Origin of the sequence: Cytobacillus sp. FSL R5-0377 (genome assembly GCF_038004385.1) — a bacterium.
GTDB lineage: Bacteria > Bacillota > Bacilli > Bacillales > Cytobacillaceae > Cytobacillus.
Map to the genome: position 1 here is coordinate 1,457,894 of NZ_JBBORA010000001.1, position 21,202 is coordinate 1,479,095.

Sequence of the window (21,202 nt, forward strand, 5' to 3'; positions counted from 1 at the left end):
AGGGAGGATACTATGATGGGATGGGTAATTGCCATACTATTTGGTTCAGCAGTCGTGCTGCTCATTTTATCGTTTTTTAAAACGGCGCAGTCGAAATCTAATATTGAGCAGCAAATTGATCAGGTTACTTTTACACTAAAGAATGAAATTCATGAACTCCAGCAGCAAATCAGAAATATTGAATTGGACGCAGAGATTACAGCGAAGCAATCGGGAGCCATGAGCGGCCCTTCAGAAGAGAGACTTTTGCTGCGTGAAGTATTGGATATGCATAAACGCGGATATTCCAATGAAAGCATTGCATTAAAAAAACAGCTTACACCTAACGAGGTTGATCTGATGCTCTTGCCTTATACAGCGAACAAGGGCGAAAGGAGCATGGTTGCCCAATGACACCAAATTCCTTGCGCAGTTTTGCAGCGGGCCTTTTAGCGGCTGCCGTTTTGACCGGAAGCGTCTACCTTTTTGGGCCTTCTGAAGCCAAGAGCACAGAAAAGCCAGCTGACAAAACAGAGAAAGCGGAAAAGCTGTCAAAAGAAGAAATGATTGAACAGCTGACTGCTGAAGGCTACGTGATTAATACGGAAGATGAATGGAGCAAGCAGCTTGCCGCTGCAGCAAAGTCCAGCGAGAAAAAAGATGATAAATCAGAAAAGAAAACCGATGATAAAGCTGGCGAAAAAGTGGTTTACCGGACTATTTTAACCGTTTCAATGGGAATGACCAGCATTGATGTTGGGAACGCGCTTGAAAAAGCCCATATTATTGAAAGTGGAATCCAATTCTATAAAGATGTAGAAAAACGCGGTCTTGAGAATGATTTGCGTCCAGGCACTTTTGAAATAGAAAGCGGAATGACGACCGACGAAATCATCTCTGTTATTTTTAAATAAGAAGAAGCTCCTTTTCGGATTGAAAAGGAGCTTTATTCATTGCAATCTAATTATTTTCTGTACTCTCCTTGCCCTAACATAACAGTACTTTGTTTTCATTCAGTCCGATTAAATATCATTCTTCCAAAAATTTTTTAATGGCATCTTCCAGTTCTTCCGGTGCTTCATACATGCTCATATGTCCTGCAACATTAATGGTCACCTGTTTGATAGCAGGCCCTTTAGCTGCAAAAGACTTATCAGGGGGAACTATCTGATCTTGGTCTCCAGCAATAATTAACACTGGGAGCCTTGTATTTTCCAGGACATGGCTGCGGTCGCCGCGCTGTTTCATTGCTTTCAGGGCAGCCTTTGCACCCTCGGCTTTTGTATGATAGCCAATTTCCTTTGCCAATTGAATTTCATCCGGATGTTTCTCTCCTGGTGCAAAAAGCTTAGGCACGAGTCCATCTATAAAGGATTCCATTCCCTCTTTATCAATTTTACCAGCAGCTACATCCCTTCCCTTTTTCCCCTCTTCAGAATCCGGGCTGGCTGTTGAATGGATAAGAGCAAATGAACTCAGCTTCTCCCCAAATTCTTCAGCAAATGCAAGGGTTACATAACCGCCCAATGAATGGCCGAAAAGAGAGAAGGCATCCAGCTCCATTTCATCTATTGCCCCTTTAATCACTTCAGCCATGTTTTCAATAGTAGGTTCACCCTCTGGCAGCTCTGAGCCTCCATGCCCTGGAAGATCAAACGCAATAACGCGAAAGTCCTCTGCCAATAATGGAATCACCTTCGCCCAGTAATCCTTGCTGCCGCAAAATCCATGCAGCAATACTACCGGCTTTCCCTGGCCTTCATCATAGTATGAAATAGATGTTCCATTTACTTCTGTTATTTTTGCGTCCATTCAGAAACCCTCCTTTAGTTTGCAAGCAAATCCTGATATTCGCTCTTTCTGTCAAAAACAGCTTTGGCATATGAACAGGCAGGCACAATCTTATATCCTTTGCTGCGCGCCTCCTGAACAACGCTTTCCAGAAGCTTTCCTGCAATGCCCTGACCGCGCAGGGAGTCATCTACATATGTATGTTCTATAGTTATGACAGAATCACCGCTTGGAAAATACGTTATTTCAGCTAGCATATTCCCTTCTTCATCATTCATAAAAAAACGGTTTTCTTCTTTTTGTATATCTGTATTCATTGCATTTCCTCCTGTCTTTATCCTTAATGCTACTATTTTCTTCGCAGTTAATTGAATATCCTTTCCTATATCTTCCCTGCTTAATTAAACTTTTAAACTTTAGTTTTTTTGCAGGTACTTTGCTTTTATCATGGCCATTATTGATGCTCAAAGAAATCCCTTTCTGCTATAAAACAGAAAGGGATTTCTTTAATTCTTTCTAATTACTCTATACTAGCTGTAAATAAAATATCCTCTATTTCTTTGTATCCTTTTCTTCTGGCAAGCTCAATTGGCCTCACACCATATTGATCTGTAAGGCTTGGATCAGCCCCGTGTTCCAGCAATAATTTTATGATGTCCTGCTGGGTTTTCCCTCCATCATTTAAAACAATCGCTTCAATCAAAGGTGTCCATCCGCAATAATTGGTGTGGTTTACGTTAATGTCTGTAGATGTTAAAAGCTCCCGGACCACCTCTATATGTCCCTTTTCGCAGGCCGGAGTAAGGCCAACACCGCCAAATCTCGTTAACAGGTTAATATCAGCCCCGGCGCTAATCATTATTTTTACTAACTTTAAATCTCCATGTATACATCCATATAAAAATGGATTTAAGCTGGTTTGATCTTGAAGATTAATGTCTGCTCCTGACTCCGCCAGATAACGAACCACATCATAATGCTTATTCATCGAAGCAATTAAAATAGCCGTTCTTTTTTTCTTGTCCTGCAGATTCATATTAATGCCGTTCTCTATAAAGGCTTTCAAACATTCAAGGTCACCATTTTTTGCTGCTTCGAATAACGCAAGGCTATCTTCAATTTTTAACATATGATCCTCCAATACATATGGGATTTATTCCAGGAAACGTATTTATGACAGCTGTCCCGCGACAACCTTTCCTCTAAACATTACCGCTTCTCTCTTAGGAGTCCTCGCTACTGCTTCTGCCGAACACGAAGCATTGACAAGTACGAGGTTTGCTTCTTCTCCCACAAGCGGCCAATTCATTTCTCCATCCTTGTTTAACGGAACAGGACCACCAGTGGCCCATTTTAATGATTGTGCCAGAGAAATTTCATCGCTCTTACGATAAAGCTCACCATATCTCGCTGCTTTTTCCAGCAGATCACCATTCCCGAAAGGCCCCCATGAATCATAGAAACCATCGCATCCCAGATAAACGTTTACACCTTTCCTGTCCAAAAGATCAATTGGCGGAAGAGATTTTGTTATAGGGATAGTGGACATGATCGACATGCCAAGCTCATTCAATTTTTCCGCCATTTCTTCTGCTTTCGGAACCGGCACTTCCCCTAAACAAAATGCATGGCTTACAGCAGCGCGATTGTGCCACTTTGCGTCTTCTATCATTTCAGCAAATTTATCAATTGTATATAAACCGGCATGTCCGCCGTCATGTAAATGGATATCTGCATCTGCATCAAATTCTGCAGTCAGATTCATGACTTCATAAAGTGACTTTTCAATGTTGCGGTCAATTCCTGCAGGATCAAGACCACCTACAATGCTGGCTCCAGATCTCATCGCTTCTTTCATGAGAGGAATGACATGTTCTCTTAAAAGACCGTGCTGAGGGAAAGCGACAATCTCGAATGTCAGTTTATCGGAATAGTCTTCTAATGCTTCTCTTACGCCCTCCAGATTCTTCAGGCCAATATAAGGATCAATATTTACATGGGTGCGAATGTGAGTTGACCCCTTAGAGAGGAGAAGCTCAATCATTTTGCTTGCCCGCTGTCTGGCTGTAGGCGCCAGTTCCTCAAGCTCCATTGCTTCATATCTTAAACGTTCCTCTAAATTTTTGACCGGCCTGCATGCCTTCCAATCAAGGGAAAGATAGGTCTTATCAAGATGGTTATGCATCTCTTTAAATGTTGGCAGCGCCAAGAAGCCTCTTCCATCCACTTTACGTTCATTTTTCGGAATTTCATATGTGCTGCCCTGTTTTTCTATTACTTTTCCATCCTCAATTTTCAAATGAAATAATTCAGTTTTTGTTGTATAAACTCCTTTTTCATCCTGGTGATATCCAGTTTCAAGCTTAACGTTTGTTAACCAATGGGACGCAGGCATTGCTCAATCCTCCTTTTTGCTCTTAAGCTATGAATTTATAATGTTTAGTTCAGTTCGTTTGCTTTCAACTTTATTGCCTTTGAAAAATAACGACTCAACCGGTGCTCTCCTTGCAATTGCCTCTGCTGAACATGTCGCATCAACAAGCATCATCGTTGCATCGTCGCCGACTTTTGGCCAAATCCTTTCACCAGCTTCATTCAGGGGAGTTATACCGCCGGTTGCAAACTTCAAGACTGATGATAAAGAATATTCATCAATCATTCGGAACCTTTCCGCAAGGGTACCCAGTTTCTGTATAGTGTTTCCTGTTCCAAACGGGGACCAGTGATCGGTTAAGCTGTCATGGCCAACAGAAACGGGGATACCATAGTGATCAAGGGCAGGAACCGGGATCGTTGTACGATTAATTGGAATAGTAGTTGTCACGTCAATTTCCTGCTCTTTTAATATTGCCGCCATCTCTGCCAATGCTTCTACGGACAGGTCGGCTAAAGCAATTCCATGGCTAATCGTTGCTCTGCCAGCCATGCCTGCTTCTCTTGTATAATCTGCCATTCTCTCAAATGTAAAAGCTCCCAGCGAGTCAGGGTCATGAAGATGGATATCGACTCCCTTATCATGCTCTGCTGCAATGTCAAAAATGGTATAAAGGGACCTTTCAATATTTCGGTCTACGGTAGCAGGATCCACACCGCCAACTAAGGTGGCACCATTTTTCATAGCTTCCCGAATTAACTGAACAGAACCGCTTCTCAGAAGTCCATGCTGCGGAAACGCAACAATGTCATATGTTAGGACATCTTCATATTTTTTTAGTGCATTGACAGTAGCCTCCAGGTTCTTCAGGCCAATTACAGGGTCAACATTACAATGTGTGCGAATATGGGTATGGCCATTTTTCAAATACAGCTCTATCATTTTCTCTGCACGCTCCTGTGCAGTTGGGAGAAGTTTTGGCAAAAGCTCCTTTTCCTCTTCCAATCTGGTGAAAATGCCATTTGTGATAGGTGTACAGGCTTTCCAAGGTCCGCCGTAATAGGTTTTGTCAATATGAATATGCATATCTCTTAAAGAAGGAAGCAGAAGCTTCTCGTTTGCATCAAGCTGTTTTTTATTAGAATCTGGGGCTAGCTGTGAAATTTCCGCAATTTTTCCATTTTCGATCTTCAAGTGGCAAATCTCTGTCCTTGTGCCTGTAATTTGTTCATTTTCATAGATAAATCCTTTTTCTAGCCGAACATTTGTAATCCATAGAGCTGTCATCCTGATTCCTCCTTAATATTGAAAATGAAGGAAAAGTACTTTTGCTTCATTTTAATTCTGGCTGTTTTCGTCAATTTTGTAATTTTTTCATTCCTTAGTTAAATTCGCTGAGTTGATTGGAGCGGAGGGCACATGACTCCTACGGGAGGCTCGCATTCCTCCCCGCGGGTTCGCTGCGTGCCTGCAGCGGAAATCAACGGGCAGAAATCATAATCAAAGAACTACAATCTTTGAAAAAAGATCCTCATCTTATTTACTTAATAACGGCTTCATCAATCATTAAATAATTGGCAGCATTCAGCCAAAAGCCGCTTACGTTCTTACTGTGCGCAGCCATATGCTCATAGTTCCGGATTGGAATATAAACCGCATCCTCTAATTCCATTTGCATTACTTTTTCGTAAAGTTCCTTCCGTTTTGCTTCATCAGTCTCTCTGCGTGCTTCTTCGATAATTTTATCTACCTCTGGGTTGCTGTAATAGAAATGGTTTCCAGGAGGCCCCTGTGAAGCAGTATGGAATAAATTATATTGATTATAATCACCATCACCGGTGGCATTTCCCCATCCGCCGATAAATAAATCATGTTCTGATTTATCAATCGTATCGATATATGCTCCGTATTCCATTACTTGAATATCTACGTCAACGCCAATTCCCTTTAATTGCGATTGAATGACTTCCGCCATATTGATGCGCTCTTTTCTATCACTTGTCAGTAATTTAAGCTTTAGTCCGTTTTCATACCCTGCTTCTTTTAACAATTTCTTCGCTTCATTTAAATCATAATCATAGGGCTTAACCTTTTCACTGTGTCCAAACACTTTTGGACTCATCGCTGCATTTGCAAGTGTACCCACATTGTTATAAACCCCTTTAATGATCGCTTCTCTCTCAACAGCATGGCTGATTGCTTTACGGACTTTAACATCATCCAATGGTTTTTTCTTCGTGTTAAATCCAATATATTCAACTGCAAGCCCCTCAGCCCGGAGAAGTCCCATTGATTCAGAAGCTTCAATTCTCTCAATTTCTGTAACAGGCACCTGATCATTAATATGTGCTTCCCCGGTTTCAATCATAGCCAGCCGGGTCGCGTCTTCTGGTACAACCTTAAAAACAACCTCATCGATGCTTGGCTGTTTTCCCCAATAGTTTTCATTCTTCTTCAGGGAAATTTCCTGACCAGATTTCCATTCATTAAAAACGAACGGGCCTGTCCCTACAGGTTTCTCTGCAAGTGTCTCCTGATTTTCGGCCAATGCCTTTGGACTCATGATGCTTCCTTCGCTGCTTGCAAGAATAGAAAGCAGTGGAGCATATGGATAATCAAGCAAAAATTGTACTGTGTATTCATCAATAACTTTTACTTCATTAATCATCGCGAATTTCTCACGCTGAGGCGATCCGGTATTTGGATCCAGCAAACGATCAAAGGTGGCCTTCACAGCGTCAGCGTTAAACGGTGTGCCGTCATGAAAGGCTACGCCTTCTTTTAGTTTGAACTCCCAGGTTTTATCATCAATGACATTCCACTCTGTTGCCAGCAGCGGCTGAATATTCATATCTTTATCAGGTTCTACTAAAGTTTCATATACTTTTTGATAAATAACGTTTGCTGACGGAATGTCAGTTATAAAGTGAGGATCTAATTTTGTTGCATCTGATAGACGGACAACTGTCAAGGTGCCCCCATCCTTTTTCCCTTCGGATCCAGTACCTGCATTCTGTTCTGTTTTTGTCTGTGTAGAGCATGCTGTTGACAGCACCATTATGATGCTTAAGAAAATCAGCAGCATTCCCTTTCGAAAGTGCTTTCTATCATTCTTCATTTTTCTCTCCCCTTTTTCAGTAAATAACTCCGGTAATAAATTCAATGTTCACCGTCCCTCCGTAAATGCTTATCTGCATTATAGAAGATGATGCTTTTAGATATTTACAGAATATTTACTTCATTTTTAAATATTTTGACAACTGTTTTAAAAAATATTTACTTTACAGTGAATTTTGATAATTTTAACTAAACGTTCTAAATCCAGTCTTTCTGCTGAAAGGAGGAATATAGATTTTCATTCTTTTTCTAGTAAAAAAATTTTAGGGGGGAATTAAGATGACAGTTCAAGTAAAAACAGAGCAGCAGGAAATAGCTGTAAAGACATGGAGCAGCTCTAAGGATTCCAGAATAAAAGATTTTCTTTCTATATTGATGCAAAATAAAGCTGCACTGGCTGGGGCCATTATTATTTTTGTTTATCTATTAATGGCGGCCTTTGCACCGCTGCTGGCTCCATATAGTCCATACGACATTGATTTGGAAAATAAGCTGACTCCCCCATCTGCAGACCATTGGATGGGAACAGATGATAAAGGAAGAGATATTTTTAGCCGGATACTTTATGGCTCCAGACTATCCATGGGGGTCGGATTTGCTGCTGTGTTATTCGGAGCTTTTTTCGGAATTATTTTCGGCCTTGTAGCCGGGTATTATGGCAAATGGGTTGACACCATTATCATGAGGATGATGGATGTAATGCTTGCATTCCCAGGGATCCTTCTGGCGCTGGCCATTATTGCAGCACTGGGTCCAAGCCTTATTAATGTGACCATAGCAGTAGGAGCTTTTTCTGTACCTTTATTTGCGCGAATTGTCCGCGGATCTACATTAGAAGTAAAGCGGCTTGAATATATTGATGCAATCCGATCCCTTGGAGCCACTGACTTTGTGATTATTTTCAAGCATATTTTTCCGAATATTCTTTCACCCATTATTGTTCAAGGTACTCTGCGATTGGCGACTGCCATTCTGTCAGCAGCTGGATTATCATTCCTTGGCCTTGGTGCCCAGCCGCCTTCACCTGAATGGGGAACCATGCTCAGCAGCGGGAGGGATTTCTTATTCTCCGCACCATATATCGCCCTATTTCCGGGTCTTGCCATCTCTATTTTAGTTCTTGGATTTAATATTTTTGGTGATGGCCTGCGTGATGCGTTTGACCCTCGGATGAAAAAATAAAAGCTATGAGGAGGTACCATCTATGCTGATGTTTATATTGCGCCGGATTATTCAGACCATCCCGGTTATTATTGGAGTTACTTTTGTTGTCTTCTTCATAATGCAGCTCGTACCAGGGGATCCTGCAGTACTTCTTGCCGGTGAAGGCGCTTCAAAGGAAACAATTGAAGCTATTCGTGAACAGCTTGGATTGAACAAGCCTTTATATATCCAATACTTCGAATACTTAACAAATGTGTTTAAGGGGGATTTAGGCGTCTCCTTAAAAAACAGCCAGCCTGTTCTAGATGAAATATTGGTAAGATTGCCGATTACGATTGAACTTGCCTTCTTTAGCATCATTATCACGATTGTACTGGGGATGGCAGCAGGTATTATTTCAGCTGTTAAGCCCTATTCTTTGACCGATATCAGCGTCATGCTTGTTGCACTGCTGGGAATATCCCTTCCAAGCTTCTGGTTTGGCCTCATGCTTATGTACTTCTTCTCTGTGAAGCTGCAAGTTTTGCCTGTAGCAGGGTGGGACAGTCTGCTGCATGTCATCTTGCCGGCTATAACTCTTGGAGCAGGAGGAGCAGCAATTGTCGCAAGGATGACCCGGTCGAGCATGCTGGAAGTTATTCGTCAGGATTATATCCGGACAGCACGTGCCAAAGGGCTTCGCGAGCAAATCATTATTTATAAACATGCACTGCGAAATGCACTGATTCCAGTGATTACGGTTGTCGGGCTGCAGTTTGGCGCACTCCTTGGAGGTACCGTACTGGTGGAATCAATCTTTGCCATTAATGGTCTGGGAAGAATGATTGTCGATGCTATTAGAATGCGGGACCTGCCAATGGTCCAGGGAGGAGTATTATTTGCCTCGCTCATTTTCGTAGTGGTGAATTTATTCGTAGATGTTTTTTATCGTTTCTTTAATAAACGCATTGAACTTAATTAAGGGTGGTGACTGGATATGATAGAAAAGAACAAGCCAATACTTGAAGTAAAAGGGCTGAAAACCCATTTCACAACAAAGCGGGGAGTCAGCAAAGCGGTTGATGGCATCGATTTTACCCTGCATAAAGGGGAAACGCTGGGAATTGTAGGGGAATCCGGATGCGGGAAAAGTATGACTTCCCTCTCCATTCTCCGCCTTATCCCTTCTCCACCGGGGAAAATTGCCGGGGGCTCCGTTCTATTTAAAGGAAGAGATTTAGTTGCAATTCCAGAGGATGAAATGCGAAAAATCCGAGGGAATGAAATATCCATGATTTTCCAGGAGCCCATGACTTCCCTAAATCCTGTAATCCCTGTCGGGGAACAAATTGCAGAAGCATTGAGGCTGCACCAAGGGTTAGGAAAAAAAGCTGCCTGGGATAAATCAGTTGAAATGCTGAAAATGGTTGGGATCCCCTCTCCTGAAAAAAGAGCAAAACAAGAGCCATTCCAATTGAGCGGAGGGATGCGCCAGCGTGTCATGATTGCTATGGCTCTTGCATGCACACCAGAGGTATTAATAGCGGATGAACCAACGACCGCCTTGGACGTTACCATCCAAGCACAAATACTGGAGCTGATAAAAGAGCTGCAGACAAAAATAGGAATGGGTGTCATCATGATCACCCACGATTTGGGAGTAGTGGCAGAAACATGTGATAAGGTAGCCGTAATGTATGCGGGCAATATAGTCGAGCATGCTTCAACAGAGCAAATATTTGCTGATCCAAAGCACCCTTATACACAAGGACTGTTGAACTCACTGCCTAAAATACATGAAGATCAGGAAGAATTAATTACGATAGATGGCAATGTTCCGAGTCCCTACAATATGCCGGCCGGATGCCGATTTGCCTCAAGATGCCCTTACGCGGAAGAAATATGTACTGCACAGCAGCCTGATCTGATTTCCTATTCTGAAGATATTAAAGTACGATGCTGGAAATATACCGACAAGTGGACTGGCACAAGAGATAAAGAGGGGGTTGTCTAACATGAATACGGCCACAGAAAAAAAGATCATCCTGCAGGTAGATCAATTAAAACAATATTTCCCGGTTAAAAAAGACTCAATCTTCAAGCCAAAAGCATTTGTAAAGGCGGTAGACGACATTTCATTTGAGCTTTTTGAAGGTGAAACATTAAGCATCGTCGGGGAGTCCGGATGCGGGAAATCAACAACGGGACGTGCAATTTTACGGCTTGATGAACCTACTGATGGAAAAGTCCTTTTTATGGGAAGAGATATTTTATCGTTAAATAAAAAGGAAATGAGAGCACTTAGAGGTGAATTGCAGGTTATTTTTCAGGATCCTTTTGCTTCTCTTAATCCCCGTCAGACGGTTAAGCAGATTTTGAATGAAGCCATGGCCATACAAAATGTGGTTGAAAAAGGAAAGCGAAAGGATAGAATGCTGGAACTGCTTGGATATGTTGGACTTCCCCCAGAATCACTTGACAGATATCCGCATGAATTTAGCGGCGGCCAGCGCCAGCGTATTGGAATCGCCAGAGCATTGGCCGTTAATCCGAAATTAATCATATGTGATGAAGCGGTATCTGCGCTGGATGTATCCATTCAGGCACAAATTCTCAATTTATTAAAAAGGCTGCAAAAGCAGTTTAAATTGACCTTTCTTTTTATTTCTCATGATCTTAGTGTCGTCAGGCATATATCGGATCGGGTTATGGTGATGTATCTGGGGAAAGTGGTCGAGATTGCAGAGAAAAAAGATTTGTTCGATTCTCCGCTTCACCCGTATACAAAAGCGCTGCTCTCGTCTATTCCAGTTCCGGATCCAACTTTAAAAAGGGACCGTGTCATTTTAAAAGGAGATGTTCCATCACCGATTGATCCTCCTGGAGGCTGCAGATTCCATACACGCTGTCCCTTTGCTGCAGAAATATGCAAGCGAGAGGAACCTGCTCTCAGGGAGCTTTCAGATAATCATTTTGCAAGCTGTCATATCGCTGAAACTCTTCCATTTTAATACAAATATCTCTATTTTGGATAAAATGTTATATTAAAAAAGGGATAGGTTACGAACCTCCCTTTTTTAATACGTAAGGAGAAAAGACCGCATGCTGCCTATTGAATCATTCTCCATATACATTATGTTTTGTGTTCTGGTTCCGCTGGCAGGAGCCTTTACCCTGCTATTTTTATTTGTCTTTGAAAAAAGAATTGATTTACTTGAGAAGCAAAAAAGAGAAATAGCGTTAGAAAGGGAATTGCAAACCGCTTTATACAATCAATTAAACCAGGAAATCCAGCCGCATTTCTTTTTTAATACCCTAAACTCCATTCTGGCCCTGGCAAGGCTGGACCGTAAAGTGGAATTGATACGGTCGATTGAAACCCTTTCAAAATTGCTGAAATTTAAATATAGGACTATAAATAACTTTATCTCAATTGAAGATGAACTTACTTATGTTAAATACTACCTGGAAATACAGCAAACAAGATTTAGAGATCGGCTTCATTATGAAATTCAAGTGGACAGCCATGCAAATAAAGCCATTATCATTCCCTTTTTAATACAAACACTTGTTGAAAATGCTTTTAAGCATGCCTTTGAAAAACATATTGGCGAGGCCTTATTAAAAATAAACATAAACAAGATCGAATCAATGATTCATGTTTCAGTGTGGAATAATTCTTTGGAGCGCTATGAAGGAAGCCACCGGGATGGCGGCGTGGGGCTTGCGAATATAGAAAGAAGACTTGAGCTATTATTCCCCAATAATGAAACTTCTGTTAGATTAACTGATCAGGGGAACGGAACGGCTGTCATAGCTATATTCCCCCACGTTATTATGTCAAAGAAATTGGAAGGAGAAAGGCTGCAATGAATATTTTGCTTGTAGATGATGAACTTATAGAATTGGAACAGCTGGAATATCTCATCAAACAGAAATTTCCCAATTGGACTGTTTATAAGGCTCAAGATGCCTCTCAAGCTCTTCATATTATTAAAAAGCATGACATCTTTCTTACTTTCCTTGATATTCAGCTTCCAGGCAAATCAGGCTTAGATTTGGCTAAGGAGCTTTCCGCAGCTGGCGATATTGACATAATCATGGTTACAGCCTATCAAAACTTTGATTATATACAAAAATCACTCAGGATTGGGGTAGTTGATTATATAACAAAGCCCGTCATTGAAGAGGAATTAATGAGTGTTCTGCAGAGGTATGAACGAATTGGCAGCTACTCTGAGCAAATTGTTAAGGCTTTGCACATTATTCAAAAGGAATACAATGAAAAACTCACTTTAAATTATCTAGCATCTAAAATTCATATCAATTCAGCCTATTTAAGCAGAAAATTTCACGAGGAAGTAGGAATGGGCTTTTCCGAATACTTAAATGACTTTCGATTAAAGCAGGCACAGAAAATGCTGATTGAAAGCCCTGAATTAAGCATTAGCAGTATTTCAGAAAAGTGCGGCTTTAACAGTCAGCACTATTTCAGCCAGATCTTTCGGAAAGCGACTGGCCAATCACCAAGAGATTACCGGCTGAAGGAGACTTCTCAATGAGGAAAACCGATTTTCAATACTATATTGGCGGGGCATTCCAGCTGGGAATCGGTTTTGGTGTTGTAAGTCTTTTATCCAGATGGGTAACTGGCAATACCATTCTTTCATCGCCCGAAACATTAATAAAGTATGGGCTGACCGGAGGAATCGGCTATTCCCTTATGGGGGCTCTTGCACTCATTTTATTTGGAATATTAGCCAAAAAGATTCGGGATCGGTTTCATGAGCATCAAACGATAGGGGATGTATTGCGCGACAGATTGACCCCAAGGGGCTACTGGTTCATGATCTTTATTCTTCTCGTAATCAGCATCCATTCTATATTTGTTCAAGCTATGGGGGCAGGGATCCTGCTTCACATGATTTTTCCCCTGCCTGTTTTTTCTGGCATGTTTTTCTTTTTATTGTTATGTTTTTTCATTGGAGCTGGGGGAATGCAAAGAATTCATCAGCTTGCAGGCATTAATGTTGTCCTCATATTCAGCGCTGTCATCATCATCCCTGTTTACTTTTATATCCAGGAAGGTGTATATCCTGTTTATGAAGGCATTAAACTATATCATCCCTACATTCTTTACGTTAAAAATACCGAAGCTATTTTGTTTATATTCACAGCTATCTTAATTGGCTTTGGACAAGTGATTATTGATCGTGCCTCCTGGCAGAGAGTGTTTATCATCAAAAAAGAAAAGCTGAGGATTTCGTTTACATTAGCGGGTTTAATATGGGCAACTATTCCTCTTGCATTATCATCACTAATTATGATTATTATTTTTGGAAGAAGCTATGATTCCATCTATTCTTTGTTATTTGAGTTAATAGGGAAAATTAATTCAACTTTGCTGATTGTTTTATTTGTCCTGTTTTGCTTCAGTGCCATTTCATCTGCAATTACTGCAGAATTACATGCTATCGTTACATTAATCATTATGAATATCGCGGGTATGCTTCGTCCCCTCAGCAATAAAGAAAAATGGAGATTTACCTATCTGTTCTCCGGGGCCATTTGTCTATTTTTGCTCATTATCGTAAGTATTTTACCTCCAACCCCTATTGAACTGCTGTTTTTTTTCGGTAATATTTATGCCAGCATGATCGTTCCAATGCTATATATTATACTGGGCAATAAAACCTTGCCTGCTCTTATTCCCCTTGCATCTATTATTGGGACTGCTGGAGGGTTTGCAGCTTTGCCTTTTATGGAAAATATACTTACGATTTGGATAAGTTTTTCCCTGTCCAGCTTCATTTGTTTTGGTTATTTCATTTTCAATCTATTAAGAACGAAGCTGAGTGTGACAGTTTAGCCGGGCTGCTGCTTGTTGTTAGATTAAACATATCGCCCTCTTCCAAAAAAACTGGCTGAGAGCGATATGCTTTTTATTAGAACTATAGCCTGCAAGTTAATATCTTGTTATATCCATTGGCAACGACCCGGCTGCAAATCCTACAAATAAAAACCTGCCCTTCCCTGTATTGCGCATTCCATGAATCTGATTAGGCTTTGCAAGAATTACCATGCCTTTGCTTATTGGAATTTCATTCTCCAAGTCAGGAAAGTAGATTCCTGTTCCCTCCATACAAACCCAGATATCATCTACATTTGAGTGAGAATGCAAGTATACCTCCTGTCCCGGTTCCAGACACCAAACAGCCCCCACCGTTTTATCCGTTTCATAAAAATAATTCTTTTGTGGTTTCTCGGGATCGAACTTTGCTATTTTATCGATTTCAAAGACTCTTTCTTCCATAATCTGCTGAATGTTTGGCACCGCTATTTCTCTCCTATCATTTTTTATAGTTCTGCATCACGGTTGCAATCTTTAGAGTAGACATATGTTAAATTTTCTCTCCCTACTGCATACGCTGCCTGGTGAACATAAGGGCCCATGAAAATATAATCGCCTTTTTTGACTGGGATCCACTTGTTATCGAGGTTATACATCCCTTCCCCGGAAAGGATATATGCTCCGTGTTCCTGAACATGTGTTTCAATAAATGGATGGCTCGCAGCAGGATCGAAGGAAAGAATATGAAAATTCATATCAAAATCTAAGTCTGCCGGCAATAGATCTTTAATGTGGACATTATGCATATCATCGTAGTTCCTGAATTCTATTCGATTTGCATGTCCTGATATAACCCAAGGCTTCCTTCCTTCAAGAGGGCGATATTTCTGCTTGTACAAAAACAGCTTAGAATCCCCATCATTCATATTTTCCAGATACATTTTCACTCCTGGCGGGCAATACAGGTATCCGCTTTCCTCCAGAATAAACTCCTTACCATCTGCCGAAGCTTTTATCTTTCCTTCCAATATGTAAACAAAGGTCTGTACATCCTCCTGTCCGCCAAAGCCTTCGTTATTTCCGCCTCGATTTTTCATTGTCACATAATAGTCGACAAAGCTTGCCCCAAGCTTAGGAGAACCTAAAATCGAAATATGGCAAAGATGAAATCCGGGAATCACATTGTTTACTAGCCCTTCAGGTGCTATTAAGGCATACTTCCCATGTTTTATTACAGACCTGCTTGATAATAAATCTTTTGGATAACCCATTCATAAACTCCCCTTTTCTTTATTTATAAGCCAGTTCATATAAAGTGCTGATTAGCGCTTTAACCCCTTCAGCTAAATCAGCCGCCGCGGTATATTCATCAGGGTTATGGCTAATACCCTTTACGCTCGGCACAAATAACATTGCCGCAGGAATAGAGGCTGCAAAAATTTGGGCATCATGTCCTGCACCACTATGCATGACTTTATAGCTCAGGTTTTCTTCCCTGCACTTCTTTTCCATCAATTCCGTCATATCCGGATCCATTGGAACCGGATCCGTATCAAGCCATTTTTCAATGACCGTCTCAACCGCACGCTCCCTTGATATATCATTTATGTTTTCTATAAATCTCTCAGTAAAATGGGAGATTGCATTTTTATCAATATGCCGCAAATCTAAAGTAAACGCAGCTTTTCCCGGCACCACATTGGCAATGTTGGGTGAAATATCAATACTCCCTACAGTTGCGACCAGCGGGTCACCATATTGCTCTGCCATTTTAAGTGTTTCATATATCATTTGGCTGGCAGCAAATACAGCATCTTTGCGATATCCCATGGGAGTTGTTCCGGCATGGTTGGCTTGACCTTTTACTTCAACTGTAAAGCGCCTTTGTCCAACGATGCTACTCACAATCCCAACAGACTTTTTCTCAGTTTCAAGGACATTTCCCTGTTCAACGTGAACTTCCACGAAGACCTTCAAATCCTCCCGCGGAGGTTTGGTTTCATCCCTAAATCTGAACCCCGCCTCACTCATGGCATCAGCAAAAATTACTCCATTTGCATCTTCAAGATTTTCAACGTCCTTTTTAGATGCGCATCCTGCAATATTCTTTGAACCCCAGAAGCAATATGGAAATCTGCTTCCTTCTTCTTCCGCCAGTGAAATAACCTCGAGATTGCGTTTTGGAGTCCCGTAATGTTCTTTCAAATAAATTAGTGCCATAATCCCAGCTACAATACCATATTGGCCGTCATACAACCCGCCATTTTTCACAGTATCTATATGAGATCCTGTTAAAATGGTTTCTTCCTGATTTACTCCCATCAGTATTCCGCTAAGATTACCAACCTCATCAAACTTTACTTCCAAGCCCTCGGCTTCCATCCATTCCTTCAAAGCCTGCTGAGTATCGGTCCATTGCCTGGAGTAAAGAAGGCGGGTAATTCCTCCTCCCGGGTCCTTTGCAAACGAACCGAGCCATTCAAGCCTGTTCACAATATGCGCTTCTACATCTTTAAGTTCAAGCTTCCCCTGCAAATTGATTAAGTCAGTCATCCCCAATCCCCCTAATTATTTTGCGGATAATGAATTTTTTCTGTTAATTTCAGATCAGATTCAAATGTGACCTTCCATATTTTAACTTAAGGGCTTTTCCAATCGGTTTCCCCACAATCCCCTGGTCCAAATCATAGACAATCTTGCCGCGGACAAACGTTTTGGTTATCCGGCAATTAATCAACCTCCCAATATATGGGCTGTGCTTATGCCGATAATATAGGCCTTCCTCCTCCACAACATAGGAGCGATTAGCATCGATAAAGATGATATCTGCATCCATTGATACGGCTATTTCTCCTTTATTGGGAATATTAAAGCGTTCAGCAGGATTAGAAGAAATCATCCTTGAAAAAAGCGCGATTGGCAGCTTTCGTTTCAAAACCGCTTCATCAAACATTAAATCAACACTGTTTTGACATCCTGTGATGCCTCCCCACACTTCAAAAAAATTATTTGAAGAACTATACTTCATTTTAGGCGGGCATGGTGAATGATCAGACGTTAACATATCAATCTTGCCTTCTAGTAACTTTTTCCAAAGCTTTTCCTGCTCCTCCATACTTCGCAGCGGAGGAGAACACTTGGCTGCAGGGCCAATTTTTTCGAGCTGCTCAGATGAGATCGTAAAATAGTGCGGACACGATTCAAGGGAAACATCCTGCCCCCCGCTTCTGGCATTCATTATTTCTTCTACTGCTTCTGCGGTGCTAATATGCACAAAATGAATAGGGCACTTCGTTTCTTTTCCAAAGTAAAGTGCGCGTTTCACTGCTTCAACCTCAGTAAAAACAGGCCGGGATGAGACATAATCCGCAGCAGATGTCCTTCCCTGTGCATTTAACTCTTCACCTAACCGATCGGTAATTAGGGCATTTTCCGCATGAATCGATAGAATTTTCCCCAGTTCGGCAATCTTCTTCATCCCCGCAAAAAGGGTATAATCATCCACATTGGAAAAATCATCGGGATGATCTGTTCCGCATGTGGACATAAAGCATTTAAATGCGATAACTCCTTCATCTGAAAGCTCTTCAAGTCTTTCAAGATTGCCTGCAACAAGACCGCCATAAAATGCATAATCGATATAATTTTTCCCGTGGGCTGCTTCTGCCTTTAATTGCAGTGTATGCCTGTCTACCGTAGCTGGAAGGGCATTCAGGGGCATATCCGCATAGCATGTAGTTCCTCCTGCAGCAAGAGCTTTAGTCCCCGTTAAAAAACCTTCCCACTCTGTTCGGCCAGGCTCACAAATATGGACATGAGTATCAATCATACCAGGCATAACATATTGTTCAGATGCATCGATTATCTGTTCAGCTTTATGATCAATGGTTTCCGCAATCGCAGCAATTTTCCCATTTAAAATGGCGATATCATTCTTTATTACCTTGTCTTTCAGAACTACATTGCCGCCCTTTATAATCAAGTCATAAATCATCACATTACTCCCTCTGCTTTTCCTATCCAGTTATTCAGCCATCTTTTCGTAAACTAAATTCCCCTTGTAAAACACTGCCCGTCGTTCCGCCCTTCTAGCCATAGCCTCCGCTGAACAGCTTGCATCAACAAGTACCATGCTGGCTTCATCACCAGCAGCTGGCCAGACCCTGTCTCCCTTCTGATCCAGCGGTGTTCTGCCCCCTGTAATATATCGAAATGCTTGGGAAAGTGACTTTTCATCTGTCCATCTGTACCTTTCAATTAAGCGGCTTGCTCTTTCCAGGATATCTCCATTTCCTGTCGGCCACCATGAATCAAAGATATTATCATTCCCGACAGCCACCTCTACTCCATATTCACTTATCAGATCAACAGGCGGGATCTGACGGCCAGAAGGGAGACTGGTAACGATCGAAATACCGGCGTCTTTTAAAATCACTGCCATCTCGGAAGCCTCTTCCCTTGAAACATCCCCCAGGCCAAATGCATGGCTAATCGCCACTCTTCCTTCCCAGCCAGCTTCCTTAGTCAGAGAGGCCAGCATTTTCATTGTAAAAGTACCAAGGTGACCAGGGTCATGCAGATGCAAATCAATATCTGCATTGCCTTCTACAGCTAGGTCCATCAATTGAACAAGCGAAGCTTCAATATTGTTGTCAACAGTAGCGGGATCGACCGCACCGACAATACCAGCACCATTTCTAACAGCTTCTCTCACCAGCTGGGGTGTCCCTGAACGCAGCAGGCCATGCTGGGCAAAGGCAACAATCTCAGAGCTGGCATAACTTGAAAATTCCTCCAAAGTCTGCTGGACTTCTTCTAAATTCCGTAATTGGACTTCAGGGTATATATCCACATGGGTCCTGATGTGAGTTGATCCATAGGATATTAACTGCTTAAGCAATGCTTTGGATCGCTGATAGGTGCTTGAAGACATAGATAATAATGCATTCTTTTCAATTTCACACCGTTCTATGACACCGGACGCCGGAATGCAGGCCCTCCATTCATCCCCCATATACGTTTTATCAAGATGGACATGCTTTTCAACAAAGGATGGCAATAGCAGCAATCCCTTTGCATCTTTAATGGGCAGATCATCAGAGGAAGCCTCTAAGTCCTTCGTAATCTCAGCAATGCGGCCATCCTCTATTAATAAATGAAAAAGATCTGTTATCGTACCTGACACTCTATTATTCTCTTTTCTGTATCCGCATTCCAAACGCACATTCTTTAGCCAATAGCTATTATTCATTTTCATTCACCTCTCCGGCCCCGGACAAGATAAAAGGGTACCCCGAACGGATATCCCTCTTATCTTAGAGCCTTATTTAATTGAAATGTCATTGATCTCCAAGTATCCGGATGGACTGATAGAGAAGCCCTTTACATCTTTTGAAACAGCCGCCATATTCTCAATGACACGAACCGGAATATATACGGATTCCTCCATTTCGATTTCCTGGGCTTTTGCATAGAGCTCCATCCGTTTATCCGGATCTTTTTCAGCCCGTGCTGCTTCGATTAAACTGTCCACTTCTTTATTGCTGTAAAAGAAGGTATTGCCGGCAGCGCCTTTTGAACTGCTATGGAAAAGATTATATTGATTATAATCCGCATCTCCTGTCGCATTTCTCCAGCTCAAAATAAACATTTCGGAATCTCCGCGGTTTACTTGTTCGACAAATGTCCCGTATTCATATACCTGAATATCCAGCTTGATTCCGATCCCTTTCAGCTGAGATTGAAGGACCTCTGCCATATTGATCCATTCTTTCTTATCCATTGTTTTCAACGTAGTTTCAAAACCGTTTGGGTAGCCTGCTTCGGCCAGAAGCCTTTTAGCCTCATTGAGATTGTATTCGTATGCTTCCAGGCTTTCATGATATCCAAATACCTTTGGCCCCAGCAGTGAATTGGATTTTTTCCCAACATTCTCAAATACCCCTTCCAGGATAGAGTCCATCTCAATAGCATGTCCAACTGCTTTGCGGACTCGTGCATCATTAAACGGCTCCTTTTCTACATTGAATCCAATATATTCTGTGCCAAATCCTTCACTTCGGTAAATTTCCGCATTTTTGGAGTTTTCTACTGTTTCCATCATTGTGACTGAGAGCGGTTCGGCGATATGGGCTTCGCCTGTTTCAAGCATGGATATCCTTGTTGTTTCTTCAGGGACGATCTTAAATATGACTTTATCCAGCTTGGATGGAGTCCCCCAATACGTGTCATTTTGGTTAAAAACAATTTCTTTGCCTGGTGTCCAGGACTCAAATACAAATGGACCTGTTCCTACAGGCTCTTGGATAACTTTTTTTCCATATTTCTCGATTGTTTTTGGTGAAATAATGCCGCCTTCATGATTGGCCAATATGGACAGCAAAGGTGCAAAAGGTTCTGATAACTTAAATTGGACAGTAAATTCATCGACTGCCTTTACTTCTTCTACCATTTTGAATACAACAGCTCTAGGGGAGGCAACCTCCGGATCTAATAACCGGTCAAATGTTGCTTTCACTGCATCGGCATTAAATGCCGTCCCGTCATGGAATGTGACATCCTCTCTAAGCTTGAACTCCCAGGTTGTTTCATCTAGCTGTTCCCACTTTTCAGCCAGCAGCGGCTTGATTTCAGCGTTTTTATCCCGGCCAACAAGCCCCTCATAAATTTTATTATGCGTAACGCTTGCCGCATTGATTGTCGACATAAAATGATGATCTAAATTTTCTGCGTCAGATAAACGGGCTATAACTAATTCTCCACCGTTTTCCGCTGTTGTTCCCTTGGAGTCCTGACTGCTGTCAACCGGTTTTTTGGTCGAACAGCCTGAAATAAGGATGGTGATCAGCAGAGCTAAAATGACTAACCCCTTTCTTTTTCTAACCTTCATATTCATTCCCCCTTTTTTAAGCTCGTCCGAGCCTTTGTCTAATTATATAAAATATTCA

At 41.6% G+C, this 21,202-nt stretch carries 21 protein-coding genes; 9 read left to right on the top strand and 12 right to left on the bottom strand.

The window, feature by feature from the left end; translation table 11 throughout:
* The first annotated feature begins 12 nt into the window (after positions 1–12).
* Both NSQ49_RS07350 and NSQ49_RS07355 read left to right on the top strand, forming a co-directional pair.
* On the top strand, positions 13–393 hold the full coding sequence (locus NSQ49_RS07350; protein ID WP_236566097.1) for a hypothetical protein: 381 nt from the start codon (positions 13–15) through the stop codon (positions 391–393).
* Positions 390–893, top strand: coding sequence for a hypothetical protein (locus tag NSQ49_RS07355; protein ID WP_159861933.1), 504 nt, complete (start codon positions 390–392; stop codon positions 891–893). The genes NSQ49_RS07350 and NSQ49_RS07355 overlap by 4 nt, the downstream gene beginning before the upstream one ends.
* A gap of 115 nt (positions 894–1,008) precedes the next feature.
* Here NSQ49_RS07355 and NSQ49_RS07360 read toward each other — a convergent pair whose 3' ends face one another.
* From NSQ49_RS07360 to NSQ49_RS07385, 6 genes are all read right to left on the bottom strand, one after another.
* Positions 1,009–1,791, bottom strand: coding sequence for an alpha/beta fold hydrolase (locus NSQ49_RS07360; RefSeq protein WP_159861934.1), 783 nt, complete (start codon positions 1,789–1,791; stop codon positions 1,009–1,011).
* A gap of 14 nt (positions 1,792–1,805) precedes the next feature.
* Entirely contained in the window at positions 1,806–2,087 is a 282-nt protein-coding gene (locus NSQ49_RS07365) for a GNAT family N-acetyltransferase (protein ID WP_159861935.1), read from the bottom strand.
* 203 nt (positions 2,088–2,290) lie between these two features.
* Positions 2,291–2,899, bottom strand: coding sequence for an ankyrin repeat domain-containing protein (locus tag NSQ49_RS07370; RefSeq protein ID WP_159861936.1), 609 nt, complete (start codon positions 2,897–2,899; stop codon positions 2,291–2,293).
* 42 nt (positions 2,900–2,941) lie between these two features.
* Positions 2,942–4,165: an amidohydrolase gene (locus NSQ49_RS07375; RefSeq protein WP_251283193.1), complete on the bottom strand. Its 1,224-nt coding sequence runs from the start codon at positions 4,163–4,165 to the stop codon at positions 2,942–2,944.
* A 27-nt stretch (positions 4,166–4,192) separates the two neighbouring features.
* Positions 4,193–5,431: an amidohydrolase family protein gene (locus NSQ49_RS07380; protein WP_159861938.1), complete on the bottom strand. Its 1,239-nt coding sequence runs from the start codon at positions 5,429–5,431 to the stop codon at positions 4,193–4,195.
* A 253-nt stretch (positions 5,432–5,684) separates the two neighbouring features.
* Positions 5,685–7,262 (bottom strand): glutathione ABC transporter substrate-binding protein, encoded by a 1,578-nt coding sequence (locus NSQ49_RS07385; RefSeq protein WP_251283194.1) that lies wholly within the window; start codon positions 7,260–7,262, stop codon positions 5,685–5,687.
* Positions 7,263–7,540: 278 nt separating this feature from the next.
* Here NSQ49_RS07385 and NSQ49_RS07390 point away from each other — a divergent pair, with 278 nt between their 5' ends.
* The 7 genes from NSQ49_RS07390 to NSQ49_RS07420 all read left to right on the top strand — a co-directional run bounded on the left by NSQ49_RS07390 (position 7,541) and on the right by NSQ49_RS07420 (position 14,273).
* Positions 7,541–8,443 (top strand): ABC transporter permease, encoded by a 903-nt coding sequence (locus tag NSQ49_RS07390; protein WP_251283195.1) that lies wholly within the window; start codon positions 7,541–7,543, stop codon positions 8,441–8,443.
* Between the two features lie 22 nt (positions 8,444–8,465).
* Positions 8,466–9,386 carry a nickel ABC transporter permease gene (gene nikB, locus NSQ49_RS07395; protein WP_159861941.1) on the top strand — a complete coding sequence of 307 codons (921 nt, stop codon included), beginning with the start codon at positions 8,466–8,468 and terminating at the stop codon, positions 9,384–9,386.
* Between the two features lie 15 nt (positions 9,387–9,401).
* A complete protein-coding gene (locus NSQ49_RS07400) occupies positions 9,402–10,418 on the top strand; it encodes an ABC transporter ATP-binding protein (protein WP_251283196.1) in 1,017 nt (338 codons plus the stop codon).
* A gap of 1 nt (position 10,419) precedes the next feature.
* Positions 10,420–11,415 (top strand): ABC transporter ATP-binding protein, encoded by a 996-nt coding sequence (locus NSQ49_RS07405; RefSeq protein ID WP_251283197.1) that lies wholly within the window; start codon positions 10,420–10,422, stop codon positions 11,413–11,415.
* 91 nt (positions 11,416–11,506) lie between these two features.
* Positions 11,507–12,277, top strand: a complete 771-nt coding sequence (locus tag NSQ49_RS07410; RefSeq protein ID WP_251283198.1) for a sensor histidine kinase — start codon at positions 11,507–11,509, stop codon at positions 12,275–12,277.
* Positions 12,274–12,966 (top strand): response regulator transcription factor, encoded by a 693-nt coding sequence (locus NSQ49_RS07415; RefSeq protein ID WP_251283199.1) that lies wholly within the window; start codon positions 12,274–12,276, stop codon positions 12,964–12,966. The genes NSQ49_RS07410 and NSQ49_RS07415 overlap by 4 nt, the downstream gene beginning before the upstream one ends.
* Entirely contained in the window at positions 12,963–14,273 is a 1,311-nt protein-coding gene (locus NSQ49_RS07420) for a hypothetical protein (RefSeq protein WP_251283200.1), read from the top strand. The genes NSQ49_RS07415 and NSQ49_RS07420 overlap by 4 nt, the downstream gene beginning before the upstream one ends.
* 96 nt (positions 14,274–14,369) lie before the next feature.
* Here the strand turns inward: NSQ49_RS07420 and NSQ49_RS07425 are convergent, their stop codons facing one another.
* The 6 genes from NSQ49_RS07425 to NSQ49_RS07450 all read right to left on the bottom strand — a co-directional run bounded on the left by NSQ49_RS07425 (position 14,370) and on the right by NSQ49_RS07450 (position 21,144).
* Complete coding sequence (locus NSQ49_RS07425; RefSeq protein WP_251283201.1) at positions 14,370–14,738, bottom strand: cupin domain-containing protein; 369 nt, start codon at positions 14,736–14,738, stop codon at positions 14,370–14,372.
* A 23-nt stretch (positions 14,739–14,761) separates the two neighbouring features.
* Entirely contained in the window at positions 14,762–15,526 is a 765-nt protein-coding gene (allE, locus tag NSQ49_RS07430; RefSeq protein ID WP_251283202.1) for a (S)-ureidoglycine aminohydrolase, read from the bottom strand.
* Between the two features lie 19 nt (positions 15,527–15,545).
* Positions 15,546–16,808 carry an allantoate deiminase gene (gene allC, locus NSQ49_RS07435; RefSeq protein WP_251283203.1) on the bottom strand — a complete coding sequence of 421 codons (1,263 nt, stop codon included), beginning with the start codon at positions 16,806–16,808 and terminating at the stop codon, positions 15,546–15,548.
* A 49-nt stretch (positions 16,809–16,857) separates the two neighbouring features.
* On the bottom strand, positions 16,858–18,249 hold the full coding sequence (gene allB, locus NSQ49_RS07440) for an allantoinase AllB (protein ID WP_251283204.1): 1,392 nt from the start codon (positions 18,247–18,249) through the stop codon (positions 16,858–16,860).
* Positions 18,250–18,279: 30 nt separating this feature from the next.
* Complete coding sequence (locus NSQ49_RS07445; RefSeq protein WP_159861950.1) at positions 18,280–19,506, bottom strand: amidohydrolase; 1,227 nt, start codon at positions 19,504–19,506, stop codon at positions 18,280–18,282.
* 72 nt (positions 19,507–19,578) lie between these two features.
* On the bottom strand, positions 19,579–21,144 hold the full coding sequence (locus tag NSQ49_RS07450; protein ID WP_159861951.1) for a glutathione ABC transporter substrate-binding protein: 1,566 nt from the start codon (positions 21,142–21,144) through the stop codon (positions 19,579–19,581).
* Positions 21,145–21,202: the final 58 nt, after the last annotated feature.

What these genes read in the sequence shown, in the direction of transcription:
- NSQ49_RS07350 (WP_236566097.1), top strand. Translation starts at nt 13, where the DNA reads ATGATGGGATGGGTAATTGCCATACTATTTGGTTCAGCAGTCGTGCTG.
- NSQ49_RS07355 (WP_159861933.1), top strand. Translation starts at nt 390, where the DNA reads ATGACACCAAATTCCTTGCGCAGTTTTGCAGCGGGCCTTTTAGCGGCT.
- NSQ49_RS07360 (WP_159861934.1), bottom strand. Translation starts at nt 1,791, where the DNA reads ATGGACGCAAAAATAACAGAAGTAAATGGAACATCTATTTCATACTAT.
- NSQ49_RS07365 (WP_159861935.1), bottom strand. Translation starts at nt 2,087, where the DNA reads ATGAATACAGATATACAAAAAGAAGAAAACCGTTTTTTTATGAATGAT.
- NSQ49_RS07370 (WP_159861936.1), bottom strand. Translation starts at nt 2,899, where the DNA reads ATGTTAAAAATTGAAGATAGCCTTGCGTTATTCGAAGCAGCAAAAAAT.
- NSQ49_RS07375 (WP_251283193.1), bottom strand. Translation starts at nt 4,165, where the DNA reads ATGCCTGCGTCCCATTGGTTAACAAACGTTAAGCTTGAAACTGGATAT.
- NSQ49_RS07380 (WP_159861938.1), bottom strand. Translation starts at nt 5,431, where the DNA reads ATGACAGCTCTATGGATTACAAATGTTCGGCTAGAAAAAGGATTTATC.
- NSQ49_RS07385 (WP_251283194.1), bottom strand. Translation starts at nt 7,262, where the DNA reads ATGAAGAATGATAGAAAGCACTTTCGAAAGGGAATGCTGCTGATTTTC.
- NSQ49_RS07390 (WP_251283195.1), top strand. Translation starts at nt 7,541, where the DNA reads ATGACAGTTCAAGTAAAAACAGAGCAGCAGGAAATAGCTGTAAAGACA.
- nikB (WP_159861941.1), top strand. Translation starts at nt 8,466, where the DNA reads ATGCTGATGTTTATATTGCGCCGGATTATTCAGACCATCCCGGTTATT.
- NSQ49_RS07400 (WP_251283196.1), top strand. Translation starts at nt 9,402, where the DNA reads ATGATAGAAAAGAACAAGCCAATACTTGAAGTAAAAGGGCTGAAAACC.
- NSQ49_RS07405 (WP_251283197.1), top strand. Translation starts at nt 10,420, where the DNA reads ATGAATACGGCCACAGAAAAAAAGATCATCCTGCAGGTAGATCAATTA.
- NSQ49_RS07410 (WP_251283198.1), top strand. Translation starts at nt 11,507, where the DNA reads ATGCTGCCTATTGAATCATTCTCCATATACATTATGTTTTGTGTTCTG.
- NSQ49_RS07415 (WP_251283199.1), top strand. Translation starts at nt 12,274, where the DNA reads ATGAATATTTTGCTTGTAGATGATGAACTTATAGAATTGGAACAGCTG.
- NSQ49_RS07420 (WP_251283200.1), top strand. Translation starts at nt 12,963, where the DNA reads ATGAGGAAAACCGATTTTCAATACTATATTGGCGGGGCATTCCAGCTG.
- allE (WP_251283202.1), bottom strand. Translation starts at nt 15,526, where the DNA reads ATGGGTTATCCAAAAGATTTATTATCAAGCAGGTCTGTAATAAAACAT.
- allC (WP_251283203.1), bottom strand. Translation starts at nt 16,808, where the DNA reads ATGACTGACTTAATCAATTTGCAGGGGAAGCTTGAACTTAAAGATGTA.
- allB (WP_251283204.1), bottom strand. Translation starts at nt 18,249, where the DNA reads ATGATTTATGACTTGATTATAAAGGGCGGCAATGTAGTTCTGAAAGAC.
- NSQ49_RS07445 (WP_159861950.1), bottom strand. Translation starts at nt 19,506, where the DNA reads ATGAATAATAGCTATTGGCTAAAGAATGTGCGTTTGGAATGCGGATAC.
- NSQ49_RS07450 (WP_159861951.1), bottom strand. Translation starts at nt 21,144, where the DNA reads ATGAAGGTTAGAAAAAGAAAGGGGTTAGTCATTTTAGCTCTGCTGATC.